Origin of the sequence: Lutimonas saemankumensis (genome assembly GCF_020171465.1) — a bacterium.
Taxonomy (GTDB): domain Bacteria; phylum Bacteroidota; class Bacteroidia; order Flavobacteriales; family Flavobacteriaceae; genus Lutimonas; species Lutimonas saemankumensis.
On sequence record NZ_JAIUZR010000005.1, the window covers coordinates 271,709 to 298,276 of the forward strand.

General features: G+C 38.9%; 28 protein-coding genes. 18 read left to right on the plus strand and 10 right to left on the minus strand.

The genetic code is table 11. The annotated features are described in order from the left end of the window. Nucleotides 1–8 precede the first annotated feature (8 nt). Nucleotides 9–749 carry a LytR/AlgR family response regulator transcription factor gene (locus LCM02_RS13205; RefSeq protein WP_224930998.1) on the minus strand — a complete coding sequence of 247 codons (741 nt, stop codon included), beginning with the start codon at nucleotides 747–749 and terminating at the stop codon, nucleotides 9–11. A 296-nt stretch (nucleotides 750–1,045) separates the two neighbouring features. Here LCM02_RS13205 and nadA point away from each other — a divergent pair, with 296 nt between their 5' ends. Together nadA and nadB are read left to right on the plus strand one after the other, a co-directional pair. After that, the gene (nadA, locus tag LCM02_RS13210) at nucleotides 1,046–2,044 is read left to right on the plus strand and encodes a quinolinate synthase NadA (RefSeq protein ID WP_262902526.1); all 999 of its coding nucleotides are present in this window, start codon (nucleotides 1,046–1,048) and stop codon (nucleotides 2,042–2,044) included. Between the two features lies 1 nt (nucleotide 2,045). Beyond that, nucleotides 2,046–3,626 (plus strand): L-aspartate oxidase, encoded by a 1,581-nt coding sequence (gene nadB / locus LCM02_RS13215; RefSeq protein ID WP_224931000.1) that lies wholly within the window; start codon nucleotides 2,046–2,048, stop codon nucleotides 3,624–3,626. A gap of 21 nt (nucleotides 3,627–3,647) precedes the next feature. Here the strand turns inward: nadB and LCM02_RS13220 are convergent, their stop codons facing one another. From LCM02_RS13220 to LCM02_RS13230, 3 genes are read right to left on the minus strand one after another with little or no spacing between them, the layout of a single operon-like run. Beyond that, nucleotides 3,648–4,100 carry an acyl-CoA thioesterase gene (locus LCM02_RS13220; RefSeq protein WP_224931002.1) on the minus strand — a complete coding sequence of 151 codons (453 nt, stop codon included), beginning with the start codon at nucleotides 4,098–4,100 and terminating at the stop codon, nucleotides 3,648–3,650. A 14-nt stretch (nucleotides 4,101–4,114) separates the two neighbouring features. Next, nucleotides 4,115–5,302, minus strand: coding sequence for a pyridoxal phosphate-dependent aminotransferase (locus LCM02_RS13225; protein WP_224931004.1), 1,188 nt, complete (start codon nucleotides 5,300–5,302; stop codon nucleotides 4,115–4,117). Between the two features lie 23 nt (nucleotides 5,303–5,325). After that, nucleotides 5,326–6,417, minus strand: a complete 1,092-nt coding sequence (locus tag LCM02_RS13230; RefSeq protein ID WP_224931006.1) for a fatty acid desaturase family protein — start codon at nucleotides 6,415–6,417, stop codon at nucleotides 5,326–5,328. A 200-nt stretch (nucleotides 6,418–6,617) separates the two neighbouring features. Here LCM02_RS13230 and rsmG point away from each other — a divergent pair, with 200 nt between their 5' ends. Next, nucleotides 6,618–7,247: a 16S rRNA (guanine(527)-N(7))-methyltransferase RsmG gene (gene rsmG / locus LCM02_RS13235; protein ID WP_224931008.1), complete on the plus strand. Its 630-nt coding sequence runs from the start codon at nucleotides 6,618–6,620 to the stop codon at nucleotides 7,245–7,247. Here rsmG and LCM02_RS13240 read toward each other — a convergent pair. Beyond that, complete coding sequence (locus LCM02_RS13240) at nucleotides 7,244–7,822, minus strand: DUF502 domain-containing protein (RefSeq protein WP_224931010.1); 579 nt, start codon at nucleotides 7,820–7,822, stop codon at nucleotides 7,244–7,246. The two genes, rsmG and LCM02_RS13240, sit on opposite strands and share 4 nt — an antisense overlap. Before the next feature lie 227 nt (nucleotides 7,823–8,049). On the opposite strand from LCM02_RS13240, the gene LCM02_RS13245 reads away from it, so the two are divergent. The 4 genes from LCM02_RS13245 to LCM02_RS13260 all read left to right on the plus strand — a co-directional run bounded on the left by LCM02_RS13245 (nucleotide 8,050) and on the right by LCM02_RS13260 (nucleotide 11,572). Further along, nucleotides 8,050–9,153 carry a tryptophan 2,3-dioxygenase family protein gene (locus LCM02_RS13245; RefSeq protein WP_224931012.1) on the plus strand — a complete coding sequence of 368 codons (1,104 nt, stop codon included), beginning with the start codon at nucleotides 8,050–8,052 and terminating at the stop codon, nucleotides 9,151–9,153. Between the two features lie 6 nt (nucleotides 9,154–9,159). After that, nucleotides 9,160–9,996, plus strand: coding sequence for a cyclase family protein (locus LCM02_RS13250; protein WP_224931015.1), 837 nt, complete (start codon nucleotides 9,160–9,162; stop codon nucleotides 9,994–9,996). 19 nt (nucleotides 9,997–10,015) lie between these two features. Next, the gene (kynU, locus tag LCM02_RS13255; RefSeq protein WP_224931018.1) at nucleotides 10,016–11,281 is read left to right on the plus strand and encodes a kynureninase; all 1,266 of its coding nucleotides are present in this window, start codon (nucleotides 10,016–10,018) and stop codon (nucleotides 11,279–11,281) included. A 111-nt stretch (nucleotides 11,282–11,392) separates the two neighbouring features. Continuing rightward, nucleotides 11,393–11,572, plus strand: coding sequence for a hypothetical protein (locus LCM02_RS13260; RefSeq protein WP_224931021.1), 180 nt, complete (start codon nucleotides 11,393–11,395; stop codon nucleotides 11,570–11,572). Between the two features lie 52 nt (nucleotides 11,573–11,624). On the opposite strand, the gene pruA is transcribed toward LCM02_RS13260, so the two are convergent. Beyond that, on the minus strand, nucleotides 11,625–13,253 hold the full coding sequence (pruA, locus tag LCM02_RS13265; RefSeq protein WP_224931024.1) for an L-glutamate gamma-semialdehyde dehydrogenase: 1,629 nt from the start codon (nucleotides 13,251–13,253) through the stop codon (nucleotides 11,625–11,627). Nucleotides 13,254–13,393: 140 nt separating this feature from the next. Here pruA and LCM02_RS13270 point away from each other — a divergent pair, with 140 nt between their 5' ends. Then, nucleotides 13,394–14,116, plus strand: a complete 723-nt coding sequence (locus LCM02_RS13270) for an NRDE family protein (RefSeq protein WP_224931029.1) — start codon at nucleotides 13,394–13,396, stop codon at nucleotides 14,114–14,116. Here LCM02_RS13270 and LCM02_RS13275 read toward each other — a convergent pair. The 3 genes from LCM02_RS13275 to LCM02_RS13285 are packed head-to-tail and all read right to left on the minus strand — an operon-like array spanning nucleotide 14,069 to nucleotide 16,438. Beyond that, on the minus strand, nucleotides 14,069–15,541 hold the full coding sequence (locus tag LCM02_RS13275; RefSeq protein WP_224931034.1) for a DUF3667 domain-containing protein: 1,473 nt from the start codon (nucleotides 15,539–15,541) through the stop codon (nucleotides 14,069–14,071). The genes LCM02_RS13270 and LCM02_RS13275 overlap by 48 nt on opposite strands. Before the next feature lie 37 nt (nucleotides 15,542–15,578). Next, nucleotides 15,579–15,965: a Co2+/Mg2+ efflux protein ApaG gene (apaG, locus tag LCM02_RS13280; RefSeq protein WP_224931037.1), complete on the minus strand. Its 387-nt coding sequence runs from the start codon at nucleotides 15,963–15,965 to the stop codon at nucleotides 15,579–15,581. Between the two features lie 44 nt (nucleotides 15,966–16,009). After that, complete coding sequence (locus tag LCM02_RS13285; protein WP_224931041.1) at nucleotides 16,010–16,438, minus strand: RrF2 family transcriptional regulator; 429 nt, start codon at nucleotides 16,436–16,438, stop codon at nucleotides 16,010–16,012. A 124-nt stretch (nucleotides 16,439–16,562) separates the two neighbouring features. On the opposite strand from LCM02_RS13285, the gene LCM02_RS13290 reads away from it, so the two are divergent. The 8 genes from LCM02_RS13290 (at nucleotide 16,563) to LCM02_RS13325 (ending at nucleotide 23,612) form a co-directional block, all read left to right on the plus strand. After that, a complete protein-coding gene (locus LCM02_RS13290; protein ID WP_224931042.1) occupies nucleotides 16,563–17,135 on the plus strand; it encodes a fasciclin domain-containing protein in 573 nt (190 codons plus the stop codon). Nucleotides 17,136–17,154: 19 nt separating this feature from the next. Next, nucleotides 17,155–17,622 carry a c-type cytochrome gene (locus LCM02_RS13295; RefSeq protein WP_224931045.1) on the plus strand — a complete coding sequence of 156 codons (468 nt, stop codon included), beginning with the start codon at nucleotides 17,155–17,157 and terminating at the stop codon, nucleotides 17,620–17,622. A gap of 26 nt (nucleotides 17,623–17,648) precedes the next feature. Continuing rightward, nucleotides 17,649–19,631 carry a Sec-dependent nitrous-oxide reductase gene (gene nosZ, locus LCM02_RS13300; protein ID WP_224931047.1) on the plus strand — a complete coding sequence of 661 codons (1,983 nt, stop codon included), beginning with the start codon at nucleotides 17,649–17,651 and terminating at the stop codon, nucleotides 19,629–19,631. 152 nt (nucleotides 19,632–19,783) lie between these two features. Next, nucleotides 19,784–20,377 carry a hypothetical protein gene (locus LCM02_RS13305; protein WP_224931052.1) on the plus strand — a complete coding sequence of 198 codons (594 nt, stop codon included), beginning with the start codon at nucleotides 19,784–19,786 and terminating at the stop codon, nucleotides 20,375–20,377. A gap of 82 nt (nucleotides 20,378–20,459) precedes the next feature. Continuing rightward, nucleotides 20,460–20,900, plus strand: coding sequence for a nitrous oxide reductase accessory protein NosL (locus LCM02_RS13310; protein ID WP_224931055.1), 441 nt, complete (start codon nucleotides 20,460–20,462; stop codon nucleotides 20,898–20,900). An 87-nt stretch (nucleotides 20,901–20,987) separates the two neighbouring features. Continuing rightward, nucleotides 20,988–22,136 (plus strand): nitrous oxide reductase family maturation protein NosD, encoded by a 1,149-nt coding sequence (nosD, locus tag LCM02_RS13315; RefSeq protein WP_224931058.1) that lies wholly within the window; start codon nucleotides 20,988–20,990, stop codon nucleotides 22,134–22,136. Then, the gene (locus LCM02_RS13320) at nucleotides 22,129–22,833 is read left to right on the plus strand and encodes an ABC transporter ATP-binding protein (protein WP_224931061.1); all 705 of its coding nucleotides are present in this window, start codon (nucleotides 22,129–22,131) and stop codon (nucleotides 22,831–22,833) included. Before nosD ends, LCM02_RS13320 begins: the two co-directional genes overlap by 8 nt. Beyond that, nucleotides 22,830–23,612 (plus strand): ABC transporter permease, encoded by a 783-nt coding sequence (locus LCM02_RS13325; RefSeq protein WP_224931064.1) that lies wholly within the window; start codon nucleotides 22,830–22,832, stop codon nucleotides 23,610–23,612. Before LCM02_RS13320 ends, LCM02_RS13325 begins: the two co-directional genes overlap by 4 nt. Before the next feature lie 4 nt (nucleotides 23,613–23,616). Here LCM02_RS13325 and LCM02_RS13330 read toward each other — a convergent pair whose 3' ends face one another. Beyond that, entirely contained in the window at nucleotides 23,617–24,702 is a 1,086-nt protein-coding gene (locus tag LCM02_RS13330) for a c-type cytochrome (RefSeq protein ID WP_224931067.1), read from the minus strand. 81 nt (nucleotides 24,703–24,783) lie between these two features. Here LCM02_RS13330 and LCM02_RS13335 point away from each other — a divergent pair, with 81 nt between their 5' ends. Next, complete coding sequence (locus tag LCM02_RS13335) at nucleotides 24,784–25,488, plus strand: Bax inhibitor-1/YccA family protein (RefSeq protein ID WP_224931070.1); 705 nt, start codon at nucleotides 24,784–24,786, stop codon at nucleotides 25,486–25,488. Nucleotides 25,489–25,535: 47 nt separating this feature from the next. Next, complete coding sequence (meaB, locus tag LCM02_RS13340) at nucleotides 25,536–26,540, plus strand: methylmalonyl Co-A mutase-associated GTPase MeaB (RefSeq protein ID WP_224931073.1); 1,005 nt, start codon at nucleotides 25,536–25,538, stop codon at nucleotides 26,538–26,540. Nucleotides 26,541–26,568 lie beyond the last annotated feature (28 nt).

Sequence of the window (26,568 nt, forward strand, 5' to 3'; positions counted from 1 at the left end):
TTTTAAATCTAAAACGTCTGAAGTCGATTCATCAATTCACTTCTCATAGTTTTACTTAATGGAATTGCTTTTTTGCCAATGACAACATGAGTTCCTGCTACTTCATCAACATGGGATAAATTGATAATGAAAGACCGGTGTATTCTCAAAAAATGTTCAGGAGGCAATTTGTCATTGATTTCTTTTAAGGTCATCACCAAGAGACACTCTTTCTTTTTCGCATAGATTTTACAATAATTTCGGTCGGCCTCAAAATAATAAATATCCTTGATCAGTATCTTTATCATTCGCTCATTTCTTCGTATAAAGATACTGTCGCTGAGAATAAAAGGAGAGCTTCCGGAAGATATGGGCTTCGTTATGTTATCCTTGTTGTTCAGCCGCTCAAGGGTCAGTTCAATAGCATGCTGAAGATCTAGTTTTTTAAACGGTTTTGAAATAAAAGCATGGGGATGTGTTGATTTCGCTCTTTCAAAATGTTCATCATCTGCGTTCGCAGTCAGATATATAATAGGTATATCGATCTCGGTCTGCATTTTGGTCGCAGTTTCAATTCCATCCATAGTTCCTTTTAACTGAATATCCATTAATACGATATCCGGATTATTCTGCTTCAAATGAGTTATTGCTTCTTCCCCGCGCGAGACGATTCCTGTAACATCATAACCCAGTTTGGAAAGCTGCAACGAAATATTTGCACCTATGATCATCTCATCTTCAACAATCAGGATTTTGGCAGGGGATTTCATTATGATTTCAATTCTTATTAATGGAAGATTTTGATTTGTTATGCCAGGTAATAATTTCAATAATTTGCTTCTATTAAAGCAAATGGAATTTAGTGTAAGATACTAAATTTAGATTAGAGCGGCAAGAACAAGAGTTTATGGGCAAATCTTAGAAGGATAAAATTTTCATAATAGACTTATCTTCAATCAAAGTTAGCCTGTGAAATTTTTATCTGAATTGCAATTGATTCTATGGACCAATTTGAAGAGTTGTTTAGCTAAAAAGTAGTAATTTTGCTTTAACTTAACGAATCGGTATGGAATTGCAGGAAGCAAAAAAGAAATTAAAGGAAAGAGGGTTTTTGGATATATCTGTTGGTGATGATATTGATTACGCAGCAGAGATAAAGAGATTGAAGAAAGACAAGAACGCAGTTATTCTGGCACACTATTATCAGGAACCTGCGATTCAGGATATTGCGGATTTTGTTGGTGACAGCCTGCAGCTTTCTTATAAAGCAGCTGAAGCCGATGCAGATTTGATTGTTTTTGCAGGAGTTCATTTTATGGCAGAAACAGCCAAAATTCTTAATCCTGACAAGAAGGTAGTGCTACCTGATCTCAATGCAGGCTGTTCCCTTTCAGAGGCCTGTGAAGCGAAAGATCTGGCAGCATTTAAAAAGAAGCATACGGACCATCTTGTGGTGACTTATGTGAACACTTCAGCCGCTGTTAAGGCGATTAGTGATATTTGCTGTACCTCCTCGAATGCCAAAAAAATAGTTGATTCAATTCCGGAGGACCAGCCGATTATTTTTGCTCCGGACAAAAATCTGGGAGCCTATATCAATAAAGTTACGGGCAGGAATATGCTCTTGTGGGAAGGAGCCTGTATCGTTCATGAAGCATTTTCCATTGACAAACTTCTAAGCACCCATCAGGAGCATCCCAAGGCCAAGATCATTGCTCACCCGGAGTCAGAGGAACATATATTGAAGACTGCCGCATATATTGGCTCAACATCAGGATTGATAAACTATGCAAAAACAGATCCCTCAAAAGAATTTATTGTAGCTACTGAAGCTGGAATCCTTCATGAAATGCAAAAGGAAGTTCCGGATAAAAAATTATATCCTGCGCCTGCGGTTGAGGATAATACCTGCGCCTGCAGTGAATGTCCTTACATGAAAATGAACAATATGAAAAAACTGTATTTGTGCATGGAATATGAACTTCCGGAAATTCATGTGCCCGAGGAGATCCAGAAAAAAGCGCTGGTACCAATTCAAAGAATGTTAGATATTTCGTCCCGTTAAAATGAGTATTATTAATTCGGATATTTTAATCTTGGGTTCCGGTGTGGCTGGATTGTCCATTGCGATTAAATCAGCAGCTGAGATGCCGGATAAGACGGTTATTGTTGCCACGAAAGCTGAAGAAAGTGAGTCGAATACCAAATATGCACAGGGAGGTATTGCAGCGGTATGGGACAAACTGGATTCATTTGAAGATCATATCAAAGACACCATGGTTGCAGGAGATTTCATGAGTGATCTTGATGTTGTCAGAATGGTTGTTGAGGAAGCTCCTGAATGTATGAGACAGCTCATTGAATGGGGTACGGATTTTGACCAGAATAAGGAAGGGGAAATCGACCTGGGAAAGGAAGGAGGACATTCGGCAAACAGAATTCTTCATTATAAGGATATTACCGGCTGGGAGGTGGAAAAGACACTCCTTGAACAGGTGGAAAAGTTGAATAACATTCAGGTATTGCCCTATCATTTTGCCATTGATCTGATTACTGACCACCATATTGAAGGCAAGATTCCAGAGGAAGATATTTCTTGTTACGGAGCTTATATACTGGATCAAAAAACGAATAAAATTGACACCTATCTGGCCAGTTCGGTTGTATTGGCAACTGGAGGAATTGGTCAGGTTTATGCCGCAACGACTAATCCGGTGATCGCAACAGGGGATGGTATCGCAATGGCTTACAGGGCAAAGGCGAAGATCTCAGAGATGGAGTTTGTTCAGTTTCATCCGACCTCACTTTATCAGCCAGGCCAAAGCCCATCTTTTTTGATTTCTGAGGCTGTGAGAGGGTTTGGTGCCTATTTGAGGAATAAGGCGGGAAATCGTTTTATGCTGGATGTTGATGAAAGAGCAGAACTTGCTCCTCGAGATATCGTATCCAGAGCTATTAATTCTGAACTGATTTTTACCGGAGACCCTCACGTCTATTTGGATTGTACACATTTAGATATGCCCGAATTTAAAAAACACTTTCCAAATATTTTTGAGAAGTGTCAGAGTCTAGGAATTAATCCGGAAAGTCAGTGGATACCTGTGGTGCCTGCGGCACATTATCTAATGGGTGGTATTGAGGTAGACAAGACAGGCCAAAGTTCGATAAGAAACTTATTTGCATGCGGAGAATGTTCCAGAACTGGACTTCACGGGGCCAACCGGCTTGCCTCAAATTCCCTGCTCGAAGCACTGGTATATGCCAATAATATTGCGGAAGAAATCATTAAAAACAGGTCTCAGCTGGGATCGGAGTTGATTCCGAAGATTCCTGAATGGAATGAAGAAGGCACCATGGTACCCAAAGAGAATGTATTGATTTCACACAACAGAAAAACCATACAGAATATCATGACGGACCTGGTTGCTATTGTAAGGTCAAATGAGCGTTTGGAAAAGGCTATAGATCATTTGAATTATTTATATCAGGATACAGAAAAGGCATATGAAAAATCAAAATTATCTCCCCAAATTTGCGAATTGAGAAACCTGAATGCTGTTGCCTATCTCATTGTTAGTCAATCTATGGAGAGAAAAGAGAACAAAGGGGCATTTTTTAGTCTCAATAATATCGAGATTGAAGATTAATAATTACTTCCCCGTTTTATTCTACTTGAAACCCTTTGAAATTTTGATAGGCTCAAAATCTGGAGTTTTTGTCAACGAATCGAGTACTTTCAGTATTTCAACCGGAGGGAGCGTAAGTTTTCTTCTTTTAAGATCGAGCCATGCGGCATAAATTTCTATTTCAGCCGATAAAATGCCATCTTCCCTATAGATCCTGTGAAGAAACTTAAATCGTTCGCCTAATTCAGAACATCCCTTTAATAATACCTCCACTCTTATGGTCTGTCCAATTCCGATTTCCTTTAGAAAGTTGGTACGTTCCTGAAAAAGAACGGGCCCTATGTTCAACCTGTTCATTTCTTGAAGCGAGAGTCCGTTTGCTCTGAATAAACGGACTCTGGCTTCAGCAGCATAGTCGTTATAAGCGCTGTGCCGCATGTGATTATTTGGGTCAAAATCTGCCCATCTCGTAGGGAACTCAAAACTGAAACTCATTCAAAGAGGATTTCTTAAGCTAAAAGTTCGGCAATTCTGCGAACAGCTTCTTTTAACTCTTCCTGAGATGCAGCGTAACTTATGCGGATACAATTTGGGGCACCAAAGGCCTCTCCTGTAACGGTAGCCACATTCGCTTTTTCAAGTAACAGCATCGCGAAATCTGATGAGTTTTCTACTTTAGTTCCTGCAATGGTTTTTCCAAAATAGTAAGAGACATCCGGGAACACGTAAAATGCTCCTTGCGCAACATTCGTCTTAATTCCTTTGATCTCACCAAGTAAACCGAGAATTAAATCCCTTCTTATCTTGAACTCATCAACCATATACTGAATTCTGGAAACGGGTTCGTCAAGGGCAGTAATCGTAGCACGTTGAGCAATACAGTTTGCTCCTGAAGTAATTTGTCCCTGCATTTTATTACAGGCTTTTGCAATCCACTCGGGAGCACCTATGTACCCGATACGCCAGCCTGTCATCGCAAATGCTTTGGCAACACCGTTTACAGTAATGGTTCTGTCATACATACTTTCAATGGCTGCAAAACTAAAGTTTGGAGTACCGTAATTAATATGTTCATAGATCTCGTCAGACAAAACATAAATTTGGGGATGCTTTTCAAGAACTTTGGCAAGGGCCCTGTACTCTTCTTCAGTATAAACTGTACCACTGGGGTTATTGGGTGAGTTAAAGAAGATCATTTTAGTCTTTGGAGTAATTGCAGCCTCAAGTTGCTCTGGCGTAATCTTAAAATCCGTATCAATCGATGTAGGAATTTCAACATATTTAGCTTCAGCAAGAATACTTATTGCTGAATAGCTCACCCAGTAAGGAGCAGGAAGTATCACTTCATCTCCCGGATTAAGTAAAACCATAGCGACATTTGCAATTGACTGTTTTGCTCCGGTTGAAACGACGACCTGATTGATATTGTAATCCAGGTTGTTATCCCTTTTGAATTTTCTGCAAATTGACTCCCTCAGGTCCGCATACCCATTCACCGGGCTGTAGGAATTATAATTGTCATTAATTGCCTGGATTGCGGCCTCTTTGATGAAATCTGGTGTATTGAAATCAGGCTCTCCAAGACTAAGGCTGATGATGTCTTTTCCTTGTTCTCTTAATTCCCTTCCCTTGGCAGCCATAGCCAAAGTTTGCGACACGGGTAAACTGTTGATTCTGTCGGATAATAGTTGTGACATTTTAAAACTTTATGATTTATGATTTATGCGAATTCCGGATGTTTTCCCAACGTATCGAGCTGTTTAAAATGATCTATAAAGGCTCCGATCATTGTCTTGTATTCGTTATAGGGGAGATTAAATTCTCTAGTCGTTTTTTTTACGATTTCTGAGATCTTTTTGTAGTGAATATGAGAAATGTGCGGGAATATATGATGTTCTACCTGGTGGTTTAATCCGCCGGTAAAGAAATTGACAAGTTTGTTGTTGATGGCAAAATTTGATGTGGTATAAAGCTGGTGAATGGCCCAGGTATGCTCCATCACTCCGTTTTCATTTGGCTTAGGCATATCCGTATTTGGCATCACATGCGCCAGCTGGAAAACCACACTAAGAATCATTCCTGCGGTGTAGTGCATGATAAAGAAACCAATTAGCACCTGCCACCATGGTACATCAATTACCATAATCGGCAACACGATCCAAAGACTGTAATACAATAATTTTGTAACAACCAATATAGACCATTCTTTTGCCGGATTCGGAAATTTACCATAAGACAGTTTACGCTTCAAATAACTGTGCATTTGTTTAAAGTCCGTTGTAACCGCCCAGTTAATGGTCAACAATCCATATAAGAAAATCGAATAATATTTCTGGAATTTGTGAATTTTAAACCATTTTGCGTGTTTTGAGAAACGAATGATCCTTCCGGCATCTATATCTTCATCGAGACCCTGTATGTTTGTATAAGTATGATGCAGAACATTGTGCTGAACTTTCCAGTTGTAAACGTTTCCGGCCAGAACATAAATGCTGCTTCCCATGATTCTGTTTACCCATTTTTTACTCGAGAAAGATTCATGATTTGCGTCATGCATGATGTTCATGCCTACACCTGCCATTCCAACTCCTATCATGACAGTCATCAGAATCATTGCCCAGATTGGAAGCTTCACAGTAAGTAATATCACCATAGGAGCAATAAAAAGGGTAAACATCACAATGGCTTTACTGTACAGTTTCCAGTTACCGGTTTTCTTTATGTTGTTTTCCTTAAAGTAATTATTAACTCTTTTGTTTAGAGTTTTAATGAAATTGGTCTTATCTCTGGTAACAAATTTTATCCCTTGCATATGGTTCCTTTAAGTTTTGTCAATGTAACAGAATTCAGTTTGCAAAGCTAATTGTTTTTTGGTTAAATATTGTTAAAAAGAAGCCATATTCTTGTCAAATATTTAGACTAAAAATTGTAATGTTGTGAATATTTCAACAGTCAGGTATTCGTTGAATAAATATCAAAGGAGATTAATCGTATTTTTGTCAAAAACCTATTATGGATCAAATTGTTCAAAGTTTTCCGGATTTAACTGATAAACAGCTGGAACAATTTTCAAAACTCGGCAATCTTTATAAAGATTGGAATGCCAAGATCAATGTGATATCCCGGAAGGATATTGATTCCTTGTATTTGCGACATGTTTTACATTCTTTGGGAATAGCCAAGGTACAGAGGTTTTTGCCTTCGTCTCGAGTTCTTGATGTAGGAACAGGAGGTGGATTTCCGGGAATTCCTCTTGCTATAATGTTTCCGGAAACTGATTTTGTTCTTGTAGATTCCATCGGCAAGAAGATTAGAGTGGTGGAAGAAGTTGCTCATGAAATTGGTTTGGAAAATGTAACTGCAATTCACGGAAGAGCTGAGAAGGTGAAAGGAGAGTTTGATTTTATAGTAAGTCGGGCCGTCACGAGAATGGATGAATTTATGAAATGGGTAAGGAAGAAAATTGCAAGGAAGAACAACCACGAATTAAGAAACGGAATCCTTTACCTGAAAGGAGGGGATCTTACCGAAGAGCTTAAAAATTTCCCTAATGCCAGGCTTTTTGATTTGATCGACTTTTTTGATGACCCCTTTTTTGAAACCAAAAAAGTGGTCCATATCCCGATCAAATACAGACTTTAATCATGTTTCTCCCACCCTGTTAATCCGGCAGAAACTATAAATCTCATCAATTCACTTGAGTTTATATTGAGGTGTGTTATCTGATCTCTTGGAACCACGAACAATTCTCCTGAAAAGTTATAGGAATGAGGAAAGTAAACGGCAACCTTTCCTTCTGCTTTTATGACTTCGAGGTCTTCTTCGGTTACGAAGCCCAGTTTTTCGAGATCTGAATTCAGGTTAACCTTCACCAGAACAGGTTGGTTGAATTTTTTTTCCTTACCGACAAACGCAGAAAAAAGATCATTCAGTGCTGAATAGATAAAATTGAGCAATGGAACCTTATCAATAATTTGCTTAAAAATCTTTTTGAGGGGTTGAGCGATGATGGTCCTTCCCAGAAATCCTATAAAAACCAAGAAAACCATCAAAGATAAAAGTCCAAGTCCTGGAATTTCAAAGTCAAAGAATCGATTTAGTAATTTTTGAGATAAACCGTCCACAAAATTGAAGGAAGCATAGATGAGATATGCGGTAATTCCAAGGGGCGCAATGTAAAGCAGTCCTTGAAGCAAGTAATTGACTAGTTTTTTCATGATTTAATATTTTGAAGTTTTTCCTTTTAACGGCAATCAAATTACAAAGAAAAGATAGCATTTCGGACAGGAAAAAATCACCTTGGTAATTTCAAAATTTGGAGATTTGAAAGGCTTGTAATATTCAGGAATTCAAAATTGATGACATAAATAATTAAGGATTGATGATTTTCTTTCCTTAAATTAGCGATAAAATTAGAATATTCGTAATCATATCTTTTTGTTCCATGGATAAAGAACTCTCCTCAGTACACTACGATCAATATCTTCAGTTGCAGAAAATTCTCAAAGCACAGCGGCTCAGGAGCGAGGAATTTAAGAAACCCGCACATGACGAAATGCTCTTTATTATCGTTCATCAGGTATATGAACTTTGGTTTAAAGAGATTCTTCATGATTTGAATTCTGTAATGGAAATGTTCAGTGACGGAACGGTTGAAGAGTCACAAATAGGAGTTGCCATTTCAAGACTTGACAGAATCGTAAAGATTCAAAAGATTCTGGTGGATCAGATTGATATCATCGAAACGATGACACCTTTGGATTTTTTGGATTTTAGAAATTACTTGCTTCCCGCTTCAGGGTTTCAAAGCTTTCAGTTCAGGCAGCTGGAAGTTTCCTTAGGGTTGAAACGAGAAAGTCGGGTTTCTTATACCCAATGCGCGTATTCAGGAGTTTTTTCCGACGAGGAACAAGAAGTGCTCAATAATCTGGAAGTCCGTGACTCCATGCTTGAATTGGTTGAAAAATGGCTGGAACGTACTCCTTTTCTTCAATTTGAAAGATTTGACTTTCTTCAGGAATATAAGAATTCTGTAAAGAAAATGCTGAAACGAGAAGAGGAGGCGATTAAAAAGGCCGATTATATTTCTGAGCATGAGAAGAATTTACGAGTTAGAATGCTGGGAGAGACAAATACCTATTTCAGCTCCATCTTTGACAGAGATAAACACGAGGAGAAATTAAAGCAAGGAAGCCTTAAACTTTCATACAGGGCAACAATAAGTGCCTTGCTGATCAATTTATACCGTGATGAGCCACTATTGAGGCAACCTTTTATGTTTCTTCAGAAACTTATAGATATGGATGAGCTATTGACAACCTGGCGAAACAGACACGCACAGATGGTACTCAGAACTTTGGGTCAGAAAATTGGAACGGGAGGCTCTTCAGGGTATGATTACTTAAAGACCACGGCAGACAGCCACAGGATCTTTTATGATTTACATAATGTGTCAACTTTGCTTATTCCAAGATCTTTTCTCCCTGATTTGCCTGATGAACTTAAGCGTAAACTGGATTTTAATTTTTCAAAGGGAAGTGAAAAATAACAGCTCATGAACCTGGAATTCAAAATAGATGGCAAAACCTTTCGATTTGATTCAAATCATTTTGAAGACTTGTCCATACCCATGAAATTCAATGGAGAGCAGCCTAATGCCTTCGGAGTTCCTCAGGCAACCTCACAGGCTTTTGAGTATGGATCTGTCATCGGTGACACTCGTAAAGGGGGATCCTGCAATTTTGATGAAGTTCGTTTGATTCCTCATTGCAACGGAACACATACAGAATGTATCGGACATATTACAGATCAAAGATATTCAGTTCAAAAACAGCTAAGAGACAGCTTGATTCCGGCAACTTTAATTACCATAAATCCTGAATTAGGCTTAAACTCAATTGAACGCTATGTTCCCGATAAAGAAGAGGGAGATCTTTTAATCACAGAGTTATTGCTGAGGCAGAGCTTGTCTGGGATTTCAAAAGAGTTTGTAAAAGGATTGATAATAAGAACCTTGCCCAATAATAAATCAAAAATGAATCGATCCTATTCCGGGAGCAGACCCCCTTTTTTTTCCATTGATGCCATGAATTTTATTTCAGAACTGGGTGTAGATCATTTGTTGGTAGATCTTCCTTCGATTGACAGGTCTAATGATGAAGGAATGTTATCAGCCCATCATATTTATTGGAATATGAAAGAAGGTGGTCATAATGCATCCAGGGCCAGTTTTCTGAATAAGACGATTACTGAAATGATATATGTTCCCGATGAAGTAAAAGATGGAAATTATCTTTTGAATTTGCAAATAGCATCTTTTGTTTCAGACGCTTCACCCAGCAGGCCACTTATTTTTCCGATTGAGAATTTGACAGATGATGAAAAAGATTGAAACGATTAAAACGATGAAAATGAAATACCAGAATAACATAGAATTTGCATTGAGAATGGATCAGGAGGACCCCTTGGCGGATTACAGGCATCAATTTTATTTTCCAAAACACGATGATGGAAAGGAGACCATCTATTTATGTGGAAATTCACTCGGTTTACAACCTAAAACAGCAGAATCCTACATCAAGGCTGTACTTGATGACTGGAAACATCTTGGAGTTAAGGGGCATTTTGAGGGAGAGAACCCCTTTGCTACATACCATGAGGACCTCGGGAAGAAGATGGCCTCAATTGTTGGTGCGAAAAAGGAAGAAGTGGTTGCCATGAACAGTTTAACGGTTAACCTCCACTTGATGATGGTCACATTTTACAGACCTGAAGGAAAAAGAAGAAAAATAGTAATCGAAAAGAATGCATTTCCATCGGATCAGTATGCAGTTAAATCTCAATTGGAGTTTCATGGGTATGACCCGGATGAAACCCTTATAGAAATAGAACCAAGAGAAGGAGAAGACGTCCTAAGGACTGAAGACATCACCGATTTAATTATTCGTGAAGGAAATGAAATTGCCCTGATAATGTTGAGTGGGCTCAATTATTATACTGGCCAGGCCTATGACATGAAAGCGATAACGAAAGCGGGTCATCATATGGGTTGCCAGGTAGGTTTTGATCTTGCCCACGGGGCTGGTAATTTAAAATTGTCACTTCATGACTGGGGAGTAGATTTTGCCGTTTGGTGCACGTATAAATATATGAATTCAGGCCCTGGAGGGATTGCAGGTTGTTTTGTTCATTCAAAACATGTGAGTAATAAGGATCTTCCGCGATTCACCGGCTGGTGGGGAAACAAAAAGGAAACCAGGTTTTTAATGGATGATACTTTTGATCCTATTGAAGGTGCTGAAGGATGGCAAATGAGTAATGAAACTGTGCTTTCAATGGCAGCACTAAAAGCTTCTCTTGAAATTTTTGATCAGGTGGGGATGGATAAGTTAGTTGAGAAATCAAAAAAATTAACAGGTTATCTTGAATTTTTGATTGACGAACTCAAAAGTGATCGGATTCAAGTTATCACTCCAAGGGACCCCGAAGCAAGGGGCGCACAGCTTTCTATAAGAGTACTGAACAGTGATAAATCACTTTTCAAAGCAATAAGCGAAAAAGGAGTTATTGCCGACTGGAGGGAGCCTGATGTGATTAGAATCGCCCCTGCTCCAGTGTACAATAATTTTAACGATGTATACAGATTTGTGGAGATTTTAAAGGGATTGGTAGTTTAATGCCCCTGTGAATTCAGCATTTTAATCTTATCGAACGATTTTAAATACCTAATGAAAGTCATAGTTTAAGGTTTGACCAGGTTCTATTTTTGTCAGATAAAAGTTTAGAACATGGAAAATCAAAAAAAATGTCTGGTTTGCAATAAAGGGCCTGAGGAAATCCCTGTAACTCAGTTTTATTACAAGGAGTCGAGTTTCTTTATCTGTTGTCAGCATATTCCGGTTTTGATACATGATCCGCAGAAACTGGTTGGATTTTTACCGGATGCCGACAAGATGCAAGGTGTATAAAAAAGCCCGAAAACAGTTCAGCTTTCGGGCCCTATAATCGGTTAAATTACATTTATTCTCCCAGGAAGGGGTATCTGTAATTTGTTGGAGGTACAAACGTTTCCTTCAATGTTCTGTTGGATACCCACCTTAATAGATTCCAAACAGATCCTGCTTTATCATTGGTCCCTGACCCTCTGGCTCCACCAAAAGGTTGCTGACCCACAACGGCACCCGTTGGCTTGTCATTGATGTAAAAGTTACCGGCTGCGTTTTCCAACTTGCTTGTGGCTGTCTCGATCACATAACGGTCTTTGCTGAAAATCGCACCTGTCAAGGCATATTCTCCAGTTTGATCTACCAAATCAAGTACTTCCTCCCATTGAGCATCCTCATAAACATAAACGGTGATGATAGGTCCAAACAGCTCGGTACACATGGTTTCGTATTGAGGGTTTGTCGTAACGATAACTGTAGGCTCGATAAAGTATCCCTTTGATCCGTCATATCCGCTTCCCACAATAATTTCAGCATCACTGTCTTTTTTTGCCTGATCCAAATAACCTGATAATTTTTTAAATGCTCGGTCGTCAATGACAGCATTAATAAAGTTACCCGTATCTGCCGGTGACCCCATTTTGAAGGAATTAACATCCTTAATTACGGATTCACGGATATCATTCCACAGGCTTTTAGGTAAATAAGCTCTTGATGCCGCAGAACATTTTTGACCTTGGTATTCAAAGGCGCCTCTTGAAATGGCAGTCGCCACTTCCTGAGCATTGGCTGAAGGATGCGCCCAGATAAAATCTTTACCGCCTGTTTCACCCACAATTCTTGGGTATGAACGATAATGCTTAACATTCTCCCCAATGGTCTTCCAGAAATCATCAAATACCGGGGTTGAACCTGTAAAGTGTACACCTGCAAAATCTTTATGGTTCAACAATACATCTGTAATGGTACTTGAATTACCGGTTACCATGTTGATGACTCCATCAGGAAGACCTGCTTCCTTAAACAGTTCCATAATTACATTGGCAGAATATACCTGAGATCTTGCCGGTTTCCAGATAACAACATTACCCATCATGGCCGGTGCTGCCGGAAGGTTACCTGCAATTGCTGTAAAGTTGAAAGGGGTAATGGCATAAACAAATCCTTCAAGAGGCCTGTATTCCATTCTGTTCCATATACCCGGAGCCGATTCAGGCTGGTTACTGTAAATTTCAGTCATAAACTCCACATTGAATCGCAAAAAGTCGATCAGTTCACAGGCCGAGTCAATTTCTGCCTGCATGACATTTTTTGACTGCGCAATCATTGTAGCCGCATTCATTTTATATCGGAATGGACCGGCAAGAAGTTCTGCAGCTTTCAAAAAGATCGCAGCTCTGTCCTGCCAACTTGTTTTGGCCCATTTGATTCTCGCCTTCGCCGCTTCTTCAACTGCTAATTCAATATGATGTTTATCCGCTGTATGGTATTGCCCAACACAATGCTGATGGTCGTGAGGAGGATGAATATCTATTGTTTTTCCTGTTCTGTATTCTTCACTGCCAATATAAAAAGGAATATCTACCTTTTCATTAAACATTTTATTGTAAGTGGCTATTAAGTCTTTGTGTTCTTGTGTGCCAGGAGCATAAGAGTTAACCGGCTCATTAACAGCTTTTGGCACTTTAAAAAATCCGTTTGACATATGTTTTAATTTTATAATGGACTAAATCCGTTTTTAGTGATGGCAAAGGTACGAATTATGTAAGATTTTAAGACTGCTGTATTGCCTAAATGTTAACTTTGTAAAAGATGAAAGCCATTATTGATTAATCCGCATTATTTATGTGTACTGTTACTTTTCTTCCATTGTCAGAAACTGATTTTGTATTGACTTCAAGCAGAGATGTTGGATTCAGAAGAGCAAGAGCTGATTTTCCTTCAACAGTTCTAAGGAATAATGTTTCGTTACATTTCCCAAGAGACGGAAAAGCAGGAGGAACCTGGATTGGGACCAGCAGAGATAACAGACTGATTTGCCTTTTGAATGGAGGATTTCAGAACCATGAGAGAAGGGAGCCCTACAGAAAAAGCCGGGGCCTGATCGTCCTGGATCTTTTAGCGGCCGAAGATTTTGAAAAGAGCTGCTTGGAAATCGATCTGAACAATATAGAACCTTTTACACTTGTTGTAGTTTTGTGGGGAAAAAAACATAAGCTCTTTGAGTTTGTTTGGGACGGCTTACAAAGACACCTGAAAGAGTATCAATGGAAAGAATCGATATGGTCCTCGTCAACCCTTTACGATAAGGATGTAAGGACCATGAGAAAAGACTGGTTTGAAGAATGGCTGGTAAATAACGATCGATCTCCTTCGTCTATTTTAGAATTTCACAGAAACGCGGGTAACGGAAAGCCGGAATCTGATGTTTTTATGAAACGAGATAATGTTGGCACGGTAAGTTTAACACAGGTTTTTACCACAAAAGGAAAATCTTTGATGAACTACTTTCCTGAACGATCAGATGAGAAAGGCAAGAAAGGAAATTATGATACCTCCTATAATTGACATGATCATAAATGCGGAGTTTAAAATGAAGTATTTGACTATAGTTTTGAATCTTCCCTGCTGATAGAACTGTCTCATGGATTTGTAAAGATGCAGCATAAAGGTAAGTGTAAAAATAAAAATAACCAGATTTGAATTGGCGAACCTGTTTACAATCAGAAAGAGGAGCAAAAGCAAGAAGAATACAGTCTGGGCATGAAAAACGAACACCAGGTTTTCGGTGTAGTTATATTTTCTCCGGATATAGATTAAGGAAACAATCAGCGTAAAAATCGGAAGTAATAAAAATAATGCCACTGAAACCCTGGAAAGAATACGATCTAAAAACTGGGCACCATAATTTTCCGGATCCTCAACTGCCTCATTCCAATCGGTTGATTTGGAATATAGAAATACATTCCAGTAACTCTTTTCATAACCAAGATTTTCAATAGCTTTCAGAGCCGATTCTTTTGGATTTTCTTTTTGATGTTCCATTAATGTTTTGATCTTGCTAAAAAGTTTGCCAGCCCCTTGATTCTTCGGGTTTTCATTCGACTTTCGAATCAAGGATAGTGGTGTCTTGTAGTCAATGCTCCTGGCTGCAAACAGGCTATCCATTCTTTTGATTCCCTTTTTTTTGAGTTCTCCTTTTTTTGATAACGCCGCCCAGCCTTCACTTACCTGGATCCAGGACTTGACCATCACATCCTCATCCTCATCGTCCGCCATAAGAAGTTTTGCTTTTCTATCGATGGCAAAAAGTATTTTATTCATTGAAGAATCTTTTTCTTTCGAAGAAATCGAATCATTTTCAAAAGTCTCCATTGTCTGAGCATCAGACATGATAGAGTCTATAAAGGTGTACATTGATTTTTCCCTTCTAGCTTTGAGTGCTGTTGCTTTTAATTTACTGGAGTCTTTTGATTTACCAATCTGTTCTACTCCCATATTTATCAAAGAGAGGGTAGTGGAATCAACAGGCACATTGTTCTTTTTTAACTCCTCAAGGGTTTCCGTTTTTATACTATCCAGGTTTGTACTTAACTCATCCTGATCAAAATCTCCGAGAATTTCAGGTTGGTTTTCAGCAGTTGGTTTGAATTTGTCTATGGTTCCAAAAACACCAATAACCAGAAAAAATAAAATTGAGATATGGAGGTAGAGTTGAAATGGGTTGACATATTTCATGCGTTTTCCATCTACGTATTCTTTTGTCACAAAGCCGGGTTTAAATACAAGAGGTATTACAGTTTTTAAAAAACGGTTATCAAAATTTAGAAAACCGGATAAGTACTCTGAAAAATATTGTTTAACGCTGAGCCGTTTTGTATCATTGACCTGACCACATCTACTGCAAAAGTTGTCATCAGTAGTTAGGCGTGTTCCGCAATTCAAACATTCATTCCCACGCAGGTTTTTGGTAAATCTGGTAATTGATTTCATGAAAAGACAGTTTCAAGAAAAAATAAAAGTAAGGAAATTAATTAAATGTAGCAGGAAGCATCAACTGGAAAGTTGGTATACTTACTCTAAACTTTTCTGAGGTCGAGAAATTGATCATACGGTAATGTCCGTTCATCGAACCAATAGGAGAAACTAAAAAACAATGCGAGGAATAAGTATAAGATTCTTTTGGCTTTAAAATTGGTTTTTTACCTACAACACCTTCGCCTTCAACTACTTCAGTATTATTTAAAGAATCAAAAATATTCCATTTTCGACTTAGAAGCTGAACAGTGTCTGAACTTTGGTTTTCAATGGTGATGCTATAACTAAAGGCATAATAAACCTTGGAACTCTGATAGCGGTTGCCTTCAAAATTTGAGGTTATTGAAATTTTTATTCCTTTTGTAACTTGTTGAACCATAGCTTTTCAATGCCCTGAGTGACCGTACAAAGATAAGAATAATTTTAAAAAATATGTGACTTGCCTTTTTTTGTATCATTTGCAAAATCAGCAATACTCCTATTTCGTAAACCATTCAACATTTCGTTTCTTAAAGGTGCTGCCAGATTGTGAATCGTACAGGGATTGGAATCACTGCATTGAGGGAGCCCAATTAAACACGAGTTGAAATTGTCTGGCCCGTCTATGCATTCTATAATGGACATCAGGTTTCCTTTTAATTGATTTTTTTTCAAATAAAACCCTCCCTTTGGGCCTTTGGAAGAGGTAATCAGTCCTTCCTTTGAAAGATTTTGGAAAATTTTTGCTAGAAACGGTACGGGAACATTGATGTGTTCACCGATTTCTTTTGATCCGTATTTCCTTTTTTCTGAGGCGTTTATGGCTAAAAAAACAACTCCTCTGATAGCGTATTGACTCTGATTGCTAAGCATACTACAAATATAAAAGATAAATAAGTCCTTTATATGATAAATATCATCTTTTTAGTAACGTTTGTTACATAATTTTGTGACTCCAAGACAAATTTACAAGAAAACTAACTTAATTATTTACAGAATGAAAACTCACATAACTTTATTGGCACTTTTATTAATGTTTTCCTTTTCTTCATGTAAGAAAGCAACAACTGAGCAACAGGGAAGCGACGATGCGGTGACCGAAACAAAAGCTCTTTCCGGCCAGGCGGCCGTTAAGGATGGAGATTCTGATGCTAATGCCCTTCAGGTAGCCAAATCTCTGGATGATTTCAGTACACTTGTCGCAGCCATTGAGGCCGCAGGAGTAGAAGATGCAGTGGTTAATGTAGGGCCACTTACGATTTTTGCTCCTTTAAATTCAGCTTTTGACAAGCTTCCGGAGGGAACTGTGGAATCATTGGTGCAACCGGAGAACAAGGCAAAGCTTGCTTACATTCTCACAAATCATGTAGCACCCGCCAATTATCCGATCAATCAATTAAAAAAGGAGGCCAGGAAGGAAAGAAAATTGTATATGGCTTCAGGAAAATACCTGGTTGTTGAAAATAAAGATGGTAAAATCTTTGTTGGAGGGACCGAAGTATTGAAAACTGTTCAAGTGAGTAATGGCTGGATTCATGTTGTTGATGACGTTTTAGTACCAGCTGAATAAATATTTTTAAAACTAAGAAATGAAATTGAAACTAGTATTTGTATTAGTCACGGCTCTTGCCTTGGCTAGTTGCGGAGGCGAGAAGCCTAAAAAAGATGCTCCCGCAGGATCATTAGACGAGAAAAAAACGGAAGCCGTCACTGATGCTGATCCGATGTCAAACAAAGGAATAGGCCCAATTAGCAGCGTGACGCTTGGCGAAATTGACCAGGCTATGGTAACCGAAGGGGAAGCCGTGTTCAAGGCAAAATGCACAGCCTGCCATAAAATAAGCAAGAAATTTGTTGGGCCAGCTTTAAAAGGTGTAACTCAGAGAAGAACTCCGGAATGGATCATGAACATGACCTTAAATCCTGAAGAAATGATTGCCAAAGATCCAATAGCAAAGCAATTACTGGCTGAAGCTAATGGGGCTCCAATGGCGAATCAGAATATAACTGAGGAAGAGGCACGTGCTTTATTGGAATATTTCAGAACAAAAAATTAACCAGACTTTAATCTTAATTTACAAATATGAAAACTATATTTAAATACTTCATCACGCTTACAGTATTAACCACATGGTTAGTGTCATGCGGTGATGTAAATTCAGGAAAATCTTCCAGCCAGGGAGCACTCTCTACCAATGCGGCTGAGAAAGTTTATGTGGCACCGGGAGAACACGATGACTATTATGCATTTATTTCTGGTGGATTCAGTGGACAATTATCTGTTTACGGTCTTCCTTCAGGACGCCTGTTCAAAGTAATTCCAGTATTTTCAGTAGATGCTGAAAAAGCTTGGGGGTTCAATGAAGAGACCAAACCTATGCTAAACACTTCTCATGGTTTTATTCCCTGGGATGATTCTCACCATCCGGACATATCGCAAACAGCAGGTGAGCTTGACGGAAGATGGGTATTTATCAACGGGAATAATACGCCAAGGATTGCTAAAATTGATTTGACAACTTTTGAAACTACCGAAATCATTGAGGTGCCGAATTCAGCAGGGAACCACAGTTCATCCTTTGTTACCGAAAATACAGAATACGTTGTGGCGGGTACGAGATTCTCGGTACCTTTTCCTCAAAGAGATATGCCGATTTCTGAATATAAAGGCAACTTTAAAGGGGCACTTTCCTTTATTTCAGTAGCTCCTGAAGATGGTAGAATGGACCTGAAGTTTCAGATCATGATGCCAGGTTTTGATTATGATCTTTCTCACCCGGGTCGTGGTGATTCTCACGGATGGTTCTTCTTCTCTACCTATAATACGGAAGAAGCAAATTCCTTACTGGAAGTTAACGCTTCTCAAAATGATAAAGACTTTATTGCTGCGATTAACTGGAAGAAAATTGAGGAATATGTGAACAATGGTGGTGGTAAAAAAGTTCCTGCCAATTATGCCCATAATGTATATGATGACAAAACACATACAGCTACTTCTACCATGAAAAAAGAAGTTCTTGTTGTTGACCCAACCGAGGTTCCCGGAGCAATATTTTTTATGCCAACTCCAAAATCTCCTCATGGTTGTGACGTTGATCCTTCGGGTGAATACATCGTGGGGAGTGGTAAGCTTGCTGCTGAATTGACCGTGCACTCTTTCAGTAAAATGATCAAGGCTATTGAGAATAAAGATTTTGATGGAGACGCATATGGTATTCCTATTTTATCTTATGAATCTACCTTGGCGGGTGCCGTAAAAAACCCTGGATTAGGTCCTCTTCACACTGAGTTTGACGGTAAGGGAAATGCGTATACAACCTTCTTTATTTCATCTGAGGTTGTAAAGTGGAAATTAGGAACATGGGAGGTTCTTGACAGAAAGAAAACCTTCTATTCAGTAGGACACCTGATGATTCCTGGAGGAAATTCGAGAAAACCTTTTGGTGATTATGTTGTTGCCATGAACAAGATCACAAAAGACAGATACCTTCCTACGGGGCCTGAGGTGACACAATCTGCCCAATTATATGATATTTCGGGAGAGAAAATGGAACTTCTGCTTGATTTTCCAACCGTGGGTGAACCTCACTATGCCGCAGGTATTGCAGCCGATATTGTGGCTAAGAATTCCAAAGAGTTCTTTAGGCTTGACGAAAACGAACATAAGCATGCCGTTAAAAGTGAAGCTGAGACCAAGGTGGTCAGAAACGGAAATGAGGTTCATATTTACATGACCATGATCCGTTCGCACTTTGCTCCTGATAATATTGAAGGAATTCAGGTAGGAGATAAGGTATATTTTCACGTAACAAATCTTGAACAAGATTATGATGTTCCTCATGGAATTTCAATGATCGGAGCCAACACCTCTGAGTTGTTGATTATGCCGGGTCAGACTGAGTCATTTGTTTGGGAAGCTAAACAAGAAGGAGTATGGCCATTTTACTGTACGGATTTCTGTTCTGCCTTACATCAGGAAATGCAAGGTTATATCAGAGTTTCTCCAAAAGGGTCAAATGTACCTATTTCGTTTACTTTAGACGGAGATCCTGTTGATATCGAATAATATAAAAATTGAGGTTAAGTTAATTATTGTAGAAAGCGGGCAGGAGTAATTGAGAACTGCCCGTTTTCGTTTTAATCTTCATCAAGAATCCGAATTGGCAGGCTTCATAACTGGAAATATCGCTGAATAAACATTATTTAGAACTAAGAACAATGAAAAAATCCAAATTATTAATGATCGTAGGTCCCTTACTTTTGTTAGGCCTGTTTGTGTTTCCTCTCTGGAATATTACTTTGGAAGCGCCTCAGTATCCAATTCCTTTGGGAATGAATATGCATATCAATAAGTTTACGGATGTTCATGAATTTGATATCAAGAATATCAATTTGATGAATCATTATGTGGGGATGAAATATATACCGGAAACAATTCCTGAATTTACAATTTTTCCTATCGTGATAGGAACAATGGTAGTATTAGGGGTTTTGATCGGTTTTTTTGGAAACTATAAATGGTATTTGGCCTGGTTCGTTTTGATGTTTCTTTTGGGAGCTGCCGGGATTTATGATTTCTATTTATGGGAATATGACTACGGGCATAATCTCGACCCAAAGGCAATCATGAGTTTTAAGAATCCGGATGGTAGTCCAATGGGATTTCAACCACCTCTTTTGGGGACGAAGAACATTCTCAATTTTGTTGCTCATTCCTATCCAAGAGCGGGAGCGTATATGATGCTTGTAGGAATGTTCATGACTTTGGGAGCGTTCTTTACAGGGAAAAACGAGGCCGGCGAGAACAAGTGAAACAGGCTTTGAAGTTGTAGGATTGTTCCAAAGCAAAAATTCTTAACTTGGTCAGGAATTGACCTAATTAACTAAAAAAATCATGAAAAAAGTATTCTGTACTGCTTTTGCTGGAATTTTATGGTTGTTTTTTTCCTGTGATATTGCACCGGAGCAGATTCACTATGGAACCGATGCATGCTCGTTTTGCAAAATGACCATCGTTGATCAAAAACACGCCTCTCAATATGTAACGAAAAAAGGGAAACAGTTCAAGTTCGATGCCATAGAGTGCATGGTCAATGATATTGCAGAAAATGGACAGGAAGGTATCGGCATTCTCCTCGTAGCGGATTTCCAAAACCCGGGCAACATGGTTGAAGCCGGCGGAGCAAGCTATCTTATTAGTGAAACCATCAAAAGTCCTATGGGAGCGAATCTTTCAGGTTTTGCATCCAGGGAGGCAGCCCGGACCACTCAAAATGAAAGCGGTGGAAAGGTTTATAGCTGGGAAGAATTACTCCATAAATTTGACGCTGAATAAATGAGGAAAAGTCTGATCTTAATTACTGGATTTTTTTGTTTTCTTTCTTCCTATGGAAATCAGATTGAGGTTTGCAAATCCTGTGAGGTGAGCACAATCAAAGAAGCGATTGAGAAGGCTGAAGAAGGAGATGAAATTATTGTTCAGTCCGGTGTTTATAAAGAGCATGGGCTTGAAATTAAGAAATCTCTTCACATTAGAGGTGTTGACATGCCCGTGGTGGACGGAGAATTCAAGGAAACTATTTTCAGCATTTCGGCTGACAATTTTTCCGTCAAAGGGTTGCGGATCATTAACGTTGGCAAAAGTTACACCAAAGATTTTGCTGCCATTTTAGTGTCGAAATCAGAAGATTTTGTAATTGATCACAATGAATTTGACAATGTTTTTTTCGGAATATTGATTGAAAAATCAAAACGTGGAAAAGTTGAAAATAATTTTGTTCGCTCCGAATCCGTATCACAGGCAAATTCCGGGAATGGAATTCACTTATGGCATTGTTCCAAAATGAAGGTAAGCGATAATATGCTTACCGGACTTAGAGACGGAATCTATTTTGAATTTGTTAAGGATAGCGAGGTTTTTGGGAACAATAGTTACGGCAACCTCCGTTATGGGCTGCATTTTATGTTTTCAAATGATAATGCCTATTTTGAAAATGTTTTTAGAGATAATGGAGCAGGAGTTGCCATTATGTTTTCGAAATTTATAAAGATGCATGATAATCGTTTTGAGCACAATTGGGGTACGGCTTCATATGGCTTGCTCTTAAAGGAAATTTACGACGCCGAGATCGAGCGAAACGTTTTCGAACAGAATACCATTGGTATTAGTGTGGATGGTTCCACGCGAATAAATTATACCAACAATACATTTACCAGAAATGGTTGGGCCGTTACCGTTATTGGAGCCTGTTACGAAAATGTCTTTTCTAAAAACAATTTCTTGAACAATGCGCTTGACCTCAGTTATAACAGCAAGATCAATACAAACAGGTTCGAGAATAATTACTGGAGCGAATACGCGGGTTATGATCTTGACGGAAACGGGGTGGGAGATGTCCCCTACAGGCCGGTAAAGCTGTTTTCTTATATCGTGCACAATACCCCGGAGACCATTATTCTTTTGAGAAGCATGTTTGTGGATATGATCAATTTTTCTGAAAAAGTTTCTCCGGTTTTTACGCCTGATAACCTTATTGACAACAACCCTTTAATGAACCGGATCAATGATTGAAATCTCTAATTTGAATAAAAAATTTGGAAAACTGACCGTTCTCGATGGCCTGGACCTTCATATAGACAAGGGTGGTATCTTTGCTGTACTTGGCCCCAATGGTTCGGGTAAAACAACTTTGATCAAAAGCGTATTAGGAATGGTAATTCCTGACAAGGGTGAAATTAAAATTGATGATCAGTCTGTTTTGGGTGGCTGGAAATACAGAAATGATATTAATTACCTTCCTCAGATAGCAAATTTCCCGTCAAATCTAAATGTTAGGGAATTGATCAATATGGTCAAGAACTTAAGGCCGAAAGAGGCCAGTGATAAAGATCTGATAAAACGTTTTGGCCTTGAAGCGTTTCTGGATAAAAAGCTCGGTAATCTCTCGGGGGGAACAAAACAAAAAGTAAACATTTTACTAACCTTTATGTTTGAAAGTGATCTGATCATTCTCGATGAACCAACCACCGGACTGGATCCAATTTCGCTTATTCATTTGAAGGAAATAATTCGTGAAGAAAAATCAAAAGGAAGGACGATTTTGATTACAACCCATATCATGAGTTTTGTTGAAGAAATTGCTGATGAGATTGTATTTCTGTTGGATGGTGAAATCTATTTTAAAGGAAGTTCCAGTGAATTAAAACAAAAAACCAACCAGAAAGACCTTGAACACGCAATTGCCAAACTGATTTCCAAGGACCTATGATAAAGATATTAAAATACAGTTTCTATGACCTGATGCGCAGCCGATGGAGTTACGTATATTTTGCCTTTTACCTGGCTCTTGGGTTTGTTTTATTATTTTTAAACAATGATGTTGATAAAGCGGTAATTACCCTTATGAACATCATCATTGTTTTAACGCCTTTGATCGGGACCATTTTTGGGGTTATGTACTACTATAATTCCAAAGAGTTTACTGAATTGTTGCTGGCACAACCTATAAAAAGAAGTACTATTTTCACTGGTCAATATTTGGGTATTTCAATTTCTTTGACCCTGAGTTTGATTCTTGGGCTGGGTATTCCTTTTTTATTGTACGGACTTTTCAGGTCAACGGCTATATTCGAGTTTGGTTTGCTTTTGGTGGTTGGATCTTTGCTTAATTTTATTTTCGTTGCACTGGCATTTAATATTGCCTTATCCAATGAGAACAGGATCAAAGGATTTGGTTATGCCATTTTGATGTGGCTTTTCCTCGCTGTTATTTACGACGGGATCTTTCTTATTTCACTCGTAATTTTCAATGAGTACCCACTTGATAATTTTGCATTGTTCACAACCATGTTCAACCCAATTGACCTGTCGAGAATATTGATCTTGCTAAAGCTCGATATATCAGCTTTACTGGGTTATACGGGAGCTGTTTTTAAGAAATTTTTTGGGACAAATCTGGGACTCTTTTTGTCTTTGGGCATCATGATGCTCTGGGTATTATTTCCGGTATGGAGAATTCGTGCCAAATTAAAGAAGAAAGATTTTTAAAGGCTTATTCCGGTTTTCCGCCAATAATGGGATGGCCTGCGTTGATCCAGTTGAAAAATCCTTCGTCGATTACTGCCGTATTTTTAAAACCTTTTTTTCGGAGCATGTTGATTATTTTATCGGAAGCAGCATGAGGACATGCGCAATAGGCTATGATCCATGTTTCATCATTTGGAAGTCCTTCGTCCACCTTGTCTTCGGTTATATAATAAGGAATGGGGATGGCTCCGGGAATATGTGCATTGTGCCATTCTGAGGTCGTTCGGGTATCCAGCAGGACCATTCTTTTACCTTCTTTTATGGCCTGTGCCACTTGAGCCATAGGAACGTATCTGTTCTTTATTAGTTTGAAATCAGGGTGTTTTCCATTCGGGTTGGTTACATATTCTCCTGGTTTGGGATATGGAGATAGTTCTTTTGGTTCCGGGCTCCATCCCGAAGTCAGGCTTCGTATATATGCCGTCAAATCATTTATTTGCCTGTCTGAAAGAGTTTCTTTAAAAGGACTCATCTCGGTATCATCCCTTCCATTTACGATGGCGTACTTAATATATTCATCAGTGGCAAAAGCTAAAAAAGCCGGGTTTGCCAAAGCCGGAGCAGTAATTCCTTCTGCTTTTTCACCATGACATTCAGTGCAATTTTGCTGGTAAACAGAAGATCCCGTAACCGGGTCACCATCAATGGGTTTCAAAGGCAATGAAATTGTCTGGGCACCTGATTCGTGTTTGAGCCAAATGGCAAGAGTGAAGATATCCTTCATGGTCAAAGGGCCACCAGAATCACTTAAATAAGCCGCCATAGCAGTATTCGGGCGTCCAAACCCAATGGAGCTGGCCAAAAAATTTAAGGGCATTGTTGACATCAGTGAGTTAGACCTTAAAGAAGGAGCAAAGTCAGCTGCGTTCCCTTCCCGTTCCTTTCCATGACATAGTGCACAATACTGCTGATAATTCTGGTATGCCTTTTCCGCATCAATTTTTGTCAGCGGCGCGTTTCTGATCTGGGCATCTGCCGAAACAATACAGAAACTAAAGAGAATCAAGAAGTAACATCTTGTGAAAACGGAGTGATTTAAGGACCTTGTCATAGAGGCAAAATATGAAAAAGAATACAATATTACTAATGGCTTTTTAATATCTTTGAAATCGTTAAAAAATTAAAGTTAAGAATGGAAAATCAAATATCAAAGCCAAAGGATCAACTGGGAATTAAAAGTTATCAGGCTGTATTTATAACAAGGGTTTATAACTGGATGGCACTCGCACTATTTATAACAGGGTTAATAGCTTATTACACCGCCAGCAGCCCTCAGCTGTTTAACGCTATTGTAGGTTCTCGTCTCTTATTTTTTGGATTGATCATTGGTGAATTGGCCCTTGTGGTTTATCTGAGCCTAGCAATCAATTCGATGAGCCAGAACATGGCCATCGGCGCATTCCTCGTTTATTCGGTTCTCAATGGATTGACCATGTCCGTGATCTTTATGGCCTATACCTCCAGCTCTATTGCAACCACCTTTTACATTACCGCAGGGACATTTGCAGCCATGAGTGTCTATGGCTATACTACCAAAAGGGATCTAACAAGCATAGGCAATATGGCCTTTATGGCCTTGATCGGTATCATTATCGCCTCGATTGTTAACTTGTTTTTACAGAATGAAATGATGTACTGGATCATCAGTTATCTGGGAGTAGCCATTTTTGTGGGATTAGTGGCCTATGATACCCAAAAATTAAAGCAAATTGGAAGCAGAGGTTTTGTAAATGAGGAAGGCATGGAGAAATCAGCCATTATGGGAGCGCTTTCCCTGTACCTTGACTTTATTAATCTGTTCCTGTTTTTACTCAGAATTTTTGGTGACAGAAGATAAAGATATAAGCATCATTTTACCATTTAGCTGCTTGATATTAAAGAATTATGGGAAACTACAGACCTAGGAAAAGACTTGATGCAAAAGAATACGTCAGAGGAGTATTAGAAGGAGACCGGGTACTTTTATCAAGGGCGATTACCATTGTTGAAAGTAATCTGGCCAGCGATAAGGTCTTAGCTAAGGACATCATTCAATCCATTTTGCCGAGTTCAGGAAATTCCATCCGAATTGGAATAACAGGAGTCCCCGGAGTAGGTAAGAGTACTTTTATTGAGTCCTTTGGTAAGTATTTGATAACCCTGGGCCATAAAGTTGCCATTCTTTCAATAGATCCAAGCAGTCAACGCTCCAAAGGAAGTATACTTGGAGACAAAACCAGGATGGAGGAACTGGCAAACATGGAAGAAGCCTATATCAGGCCTTCTGCCTCAGGTGACACCTTGGGAGGAGTGGCAAATAAAACCGGAGAGACCATGCTTTTGTGTGAGGCTGCAGGTTATGACGTTATACTTATAGAAACTGTTGGCGTAGGGCAGTCGGAAACTGCCGTTCATGGGATGACCGATTTCTTTTTATTGCTTATGCTTTCGGGTGCAGGAGATGAATTACAAGGTATTAAAAAAGGTATTATGGAGATGGCAGACATGCTCGTTATCAACAAGGCGGACGGTGATAATGTGAAGAAAAGCCAGATGGCCAGACGGCAATATGAGAATGCCCTTCACATATTTCCACAATCCGAATCGGGCTGGACGCCGGTGGTTTCAACGGCATCAGCCTTAAAGAACATTGGGATAGCTGAAGTTTGGGATAAAGTACTTGAATTTAAAAAGCTGGTTACAGAAAACGGATACTTTAAATCCAATCGAAAGGAACAGCAGATCCAGTGGATGTACAACAATATCCATGAAGAATTGAAAAATCTGTTTTACAATTCGGATCAGGTTAAAAAATCCTTGACGAAACTGGAAAAAGATATAATCTCATCAAAGGTCTCACCTGTTAAAGCTGCAGAAATAGTAATAGGGGAGTTTAAAAAGACGCTGTAAGTACAATAAAAAAGGGTCATGATCATGA

Coding starts and splice junctions, on each gene's coding strand:
- LCM02_RS13205 (WP_224930998.1), bottom strand. CDS start 749: ATGAAATCCCCTGCCAAAATCCTGATTGTTGAAGATGAGATGATCATA.
- nadA (WP_262902526.1), top strand. CDS start 1,046: ATGGAATTGCAGGAAGCAAAAAAGAAATTAAAGGAAAGAGGGTTTTTG.
- nadB (WP_224931000.1), top strand. CDS start 2,046: ATGAGTATTATTAATTCGGATATTTTAATCTTGGGTTCCGGTGTGGCT.
- LCM02_RS13220 (WP_224931002.1), bottom strand. CDS start 4,100: ATGAGTTTCAGTTTTGAGTTCCCTACGAGATGGGCAGATTTTGACCCA.
- LCM02_RS13225 (WP_224931004.1), bottom strand. CDS start 5,302: ATGTCACAACTATTATCCGACAGAATCAACAGTTTACCCGTGTCGCAA.
- LCM02_RS13230 (WP_224931006.1), bottom strand. CDS start 6,417: ATGCAAGGGATAAAATTTGTTACCAGAGATAAGACCAATTTCATTAAA.
- rsmG (WP_224931008.1), top strand. CDS start 6,618: ATGGATCAAATTGTTCAAAGTTTTCCGGATTTAACTGATAAACAGCTG.
- LCM02_RS13240 (WP_224931010.1), bottom strand. CDS start 7,822: ATGAAAAAACTAGTCAATTACTTGCTTCAAGGACTGCTTTACATTGCG.
- LCM02_RS13245 (WP_224931012.1), top strand. CDS start 8,050: ATGGATAAAGAACTCTCCTCAGTACACTACGATCAATATCTTCAGTTG.
- LCM02_RS13250 (WP_224931015.1), top strand. CDS start 9,160: ATGAACCTGGAATTCAAAATAGATGGCAAAACCTTTCGATTTGATTCA.
- kynU (WP_224931018.1), top strand. CDS start 10,016: ATGAAATACCAGAATAACATAGAATTTGCATTGAGAATGGATCAGGAG.
- LCM02_RS13260 (WP_224931021.1), top strand. CDS start 11,393: ATGGAAAATCAAAAAAAATGTCTGGTTTGCAATAAAGGGCCTGAGGAA.
- pruA (WP_224931024.1), bottom strand. CDS start 13,253: ATGTCAAACGGATTTTTTAAAGTGCCAAAAGCTGTTAATGAGCCGGTT.
- LCM02_RS13270 (WP_224931029.1), top strand. CDS start 13,394: ATGTGTACTGTTACTTTTCTTCCATTGTCAGAAACTGATTTTGTATTG.
- LCM02_RS13275 (WP_224931034.1), bottom strand. CDS start 15,541: ATGAAATCAATTACCAGATTTACCAAAAACCTGCGTGGGAATGAATGT.
- apaG (WP_224931037.1), bottom strand. CDS start 15,965: ATGGTTCAACAAGTTACAAAAGGAATAAAAATTTCAATAACCTCAAAT.
- LCM02_RS13285 (WP_224931041.1), bottom strand. CDS start 16,438: ATGCTTAGCAATCAGAGTCAATACGCTATCAGAGGAGTTGTTTTTTTA.
- LCM02_RS13290 (WP_224931042.1), top strand. CDS start 16,563: ATGAAAACTCACATAACTTTATTGGCACTTTTATTAATGTTTTCCTTT.
- LCM02_RS13295 (WP_224931045.1), top strand. CDS start 17,155: ATGAAATTGAAACTAGTATTTGTATTAGTCACGGCTCTTGCCTTGGCT.
- nosZ (WP_224931047.1), top strand. CDS start 17,649: ATGAAAACTATATTTAAATACTTCATCACGCTTACAGTATTAACCACA.
- LCM02_RS13305 (WP_224931052.1), top strand. CDS start 19,784: ATGAAAAAATCCAAATTATTAATGATCGTAGGTCCCTTACTTTTGTTA.
- LCM02_RS13310 (WP_224931055.1), top strand. CDS start 20,460: ATGAAAAAAGTATTCTGTACTGCTTTTGCTGGAATTTTATGGTTGTTT.
- LCM02_RS13320 (WP_224931061.1), top strand. CDS start 22,129: ATGATTGAAATCTCTAATTTGAATAAAAAATTTGGAAAACTGACCGTT.
- LCM02_RS13325 (WP_224931064.1), top strand. CDS start 22,830: ATGATAAAGATATTAAAATACAGTTTCTATGACCTGATGCGCAGCCGA.
- LCM02_RS13330 (WP_224931067.1), bottom strand. CDS start 24,702: ATGACAAGGTCCTTAAATCACTCCGTTTTCACAAGATGTTACTTCTTG.
- LCM02_RS13335 (WP_224931070.1), top strand. CDS start 24,784: ATGGAAAATCAAATATCAAAGCCAAAGGATCAACTGGGAATTAAAAGT.
- meaB (WP_224931073.1), top strand. CDS start 25,536: ATGGGAAACTACAGACCTAGGAAAAGACTTGATGCAAAAGAATACGTC.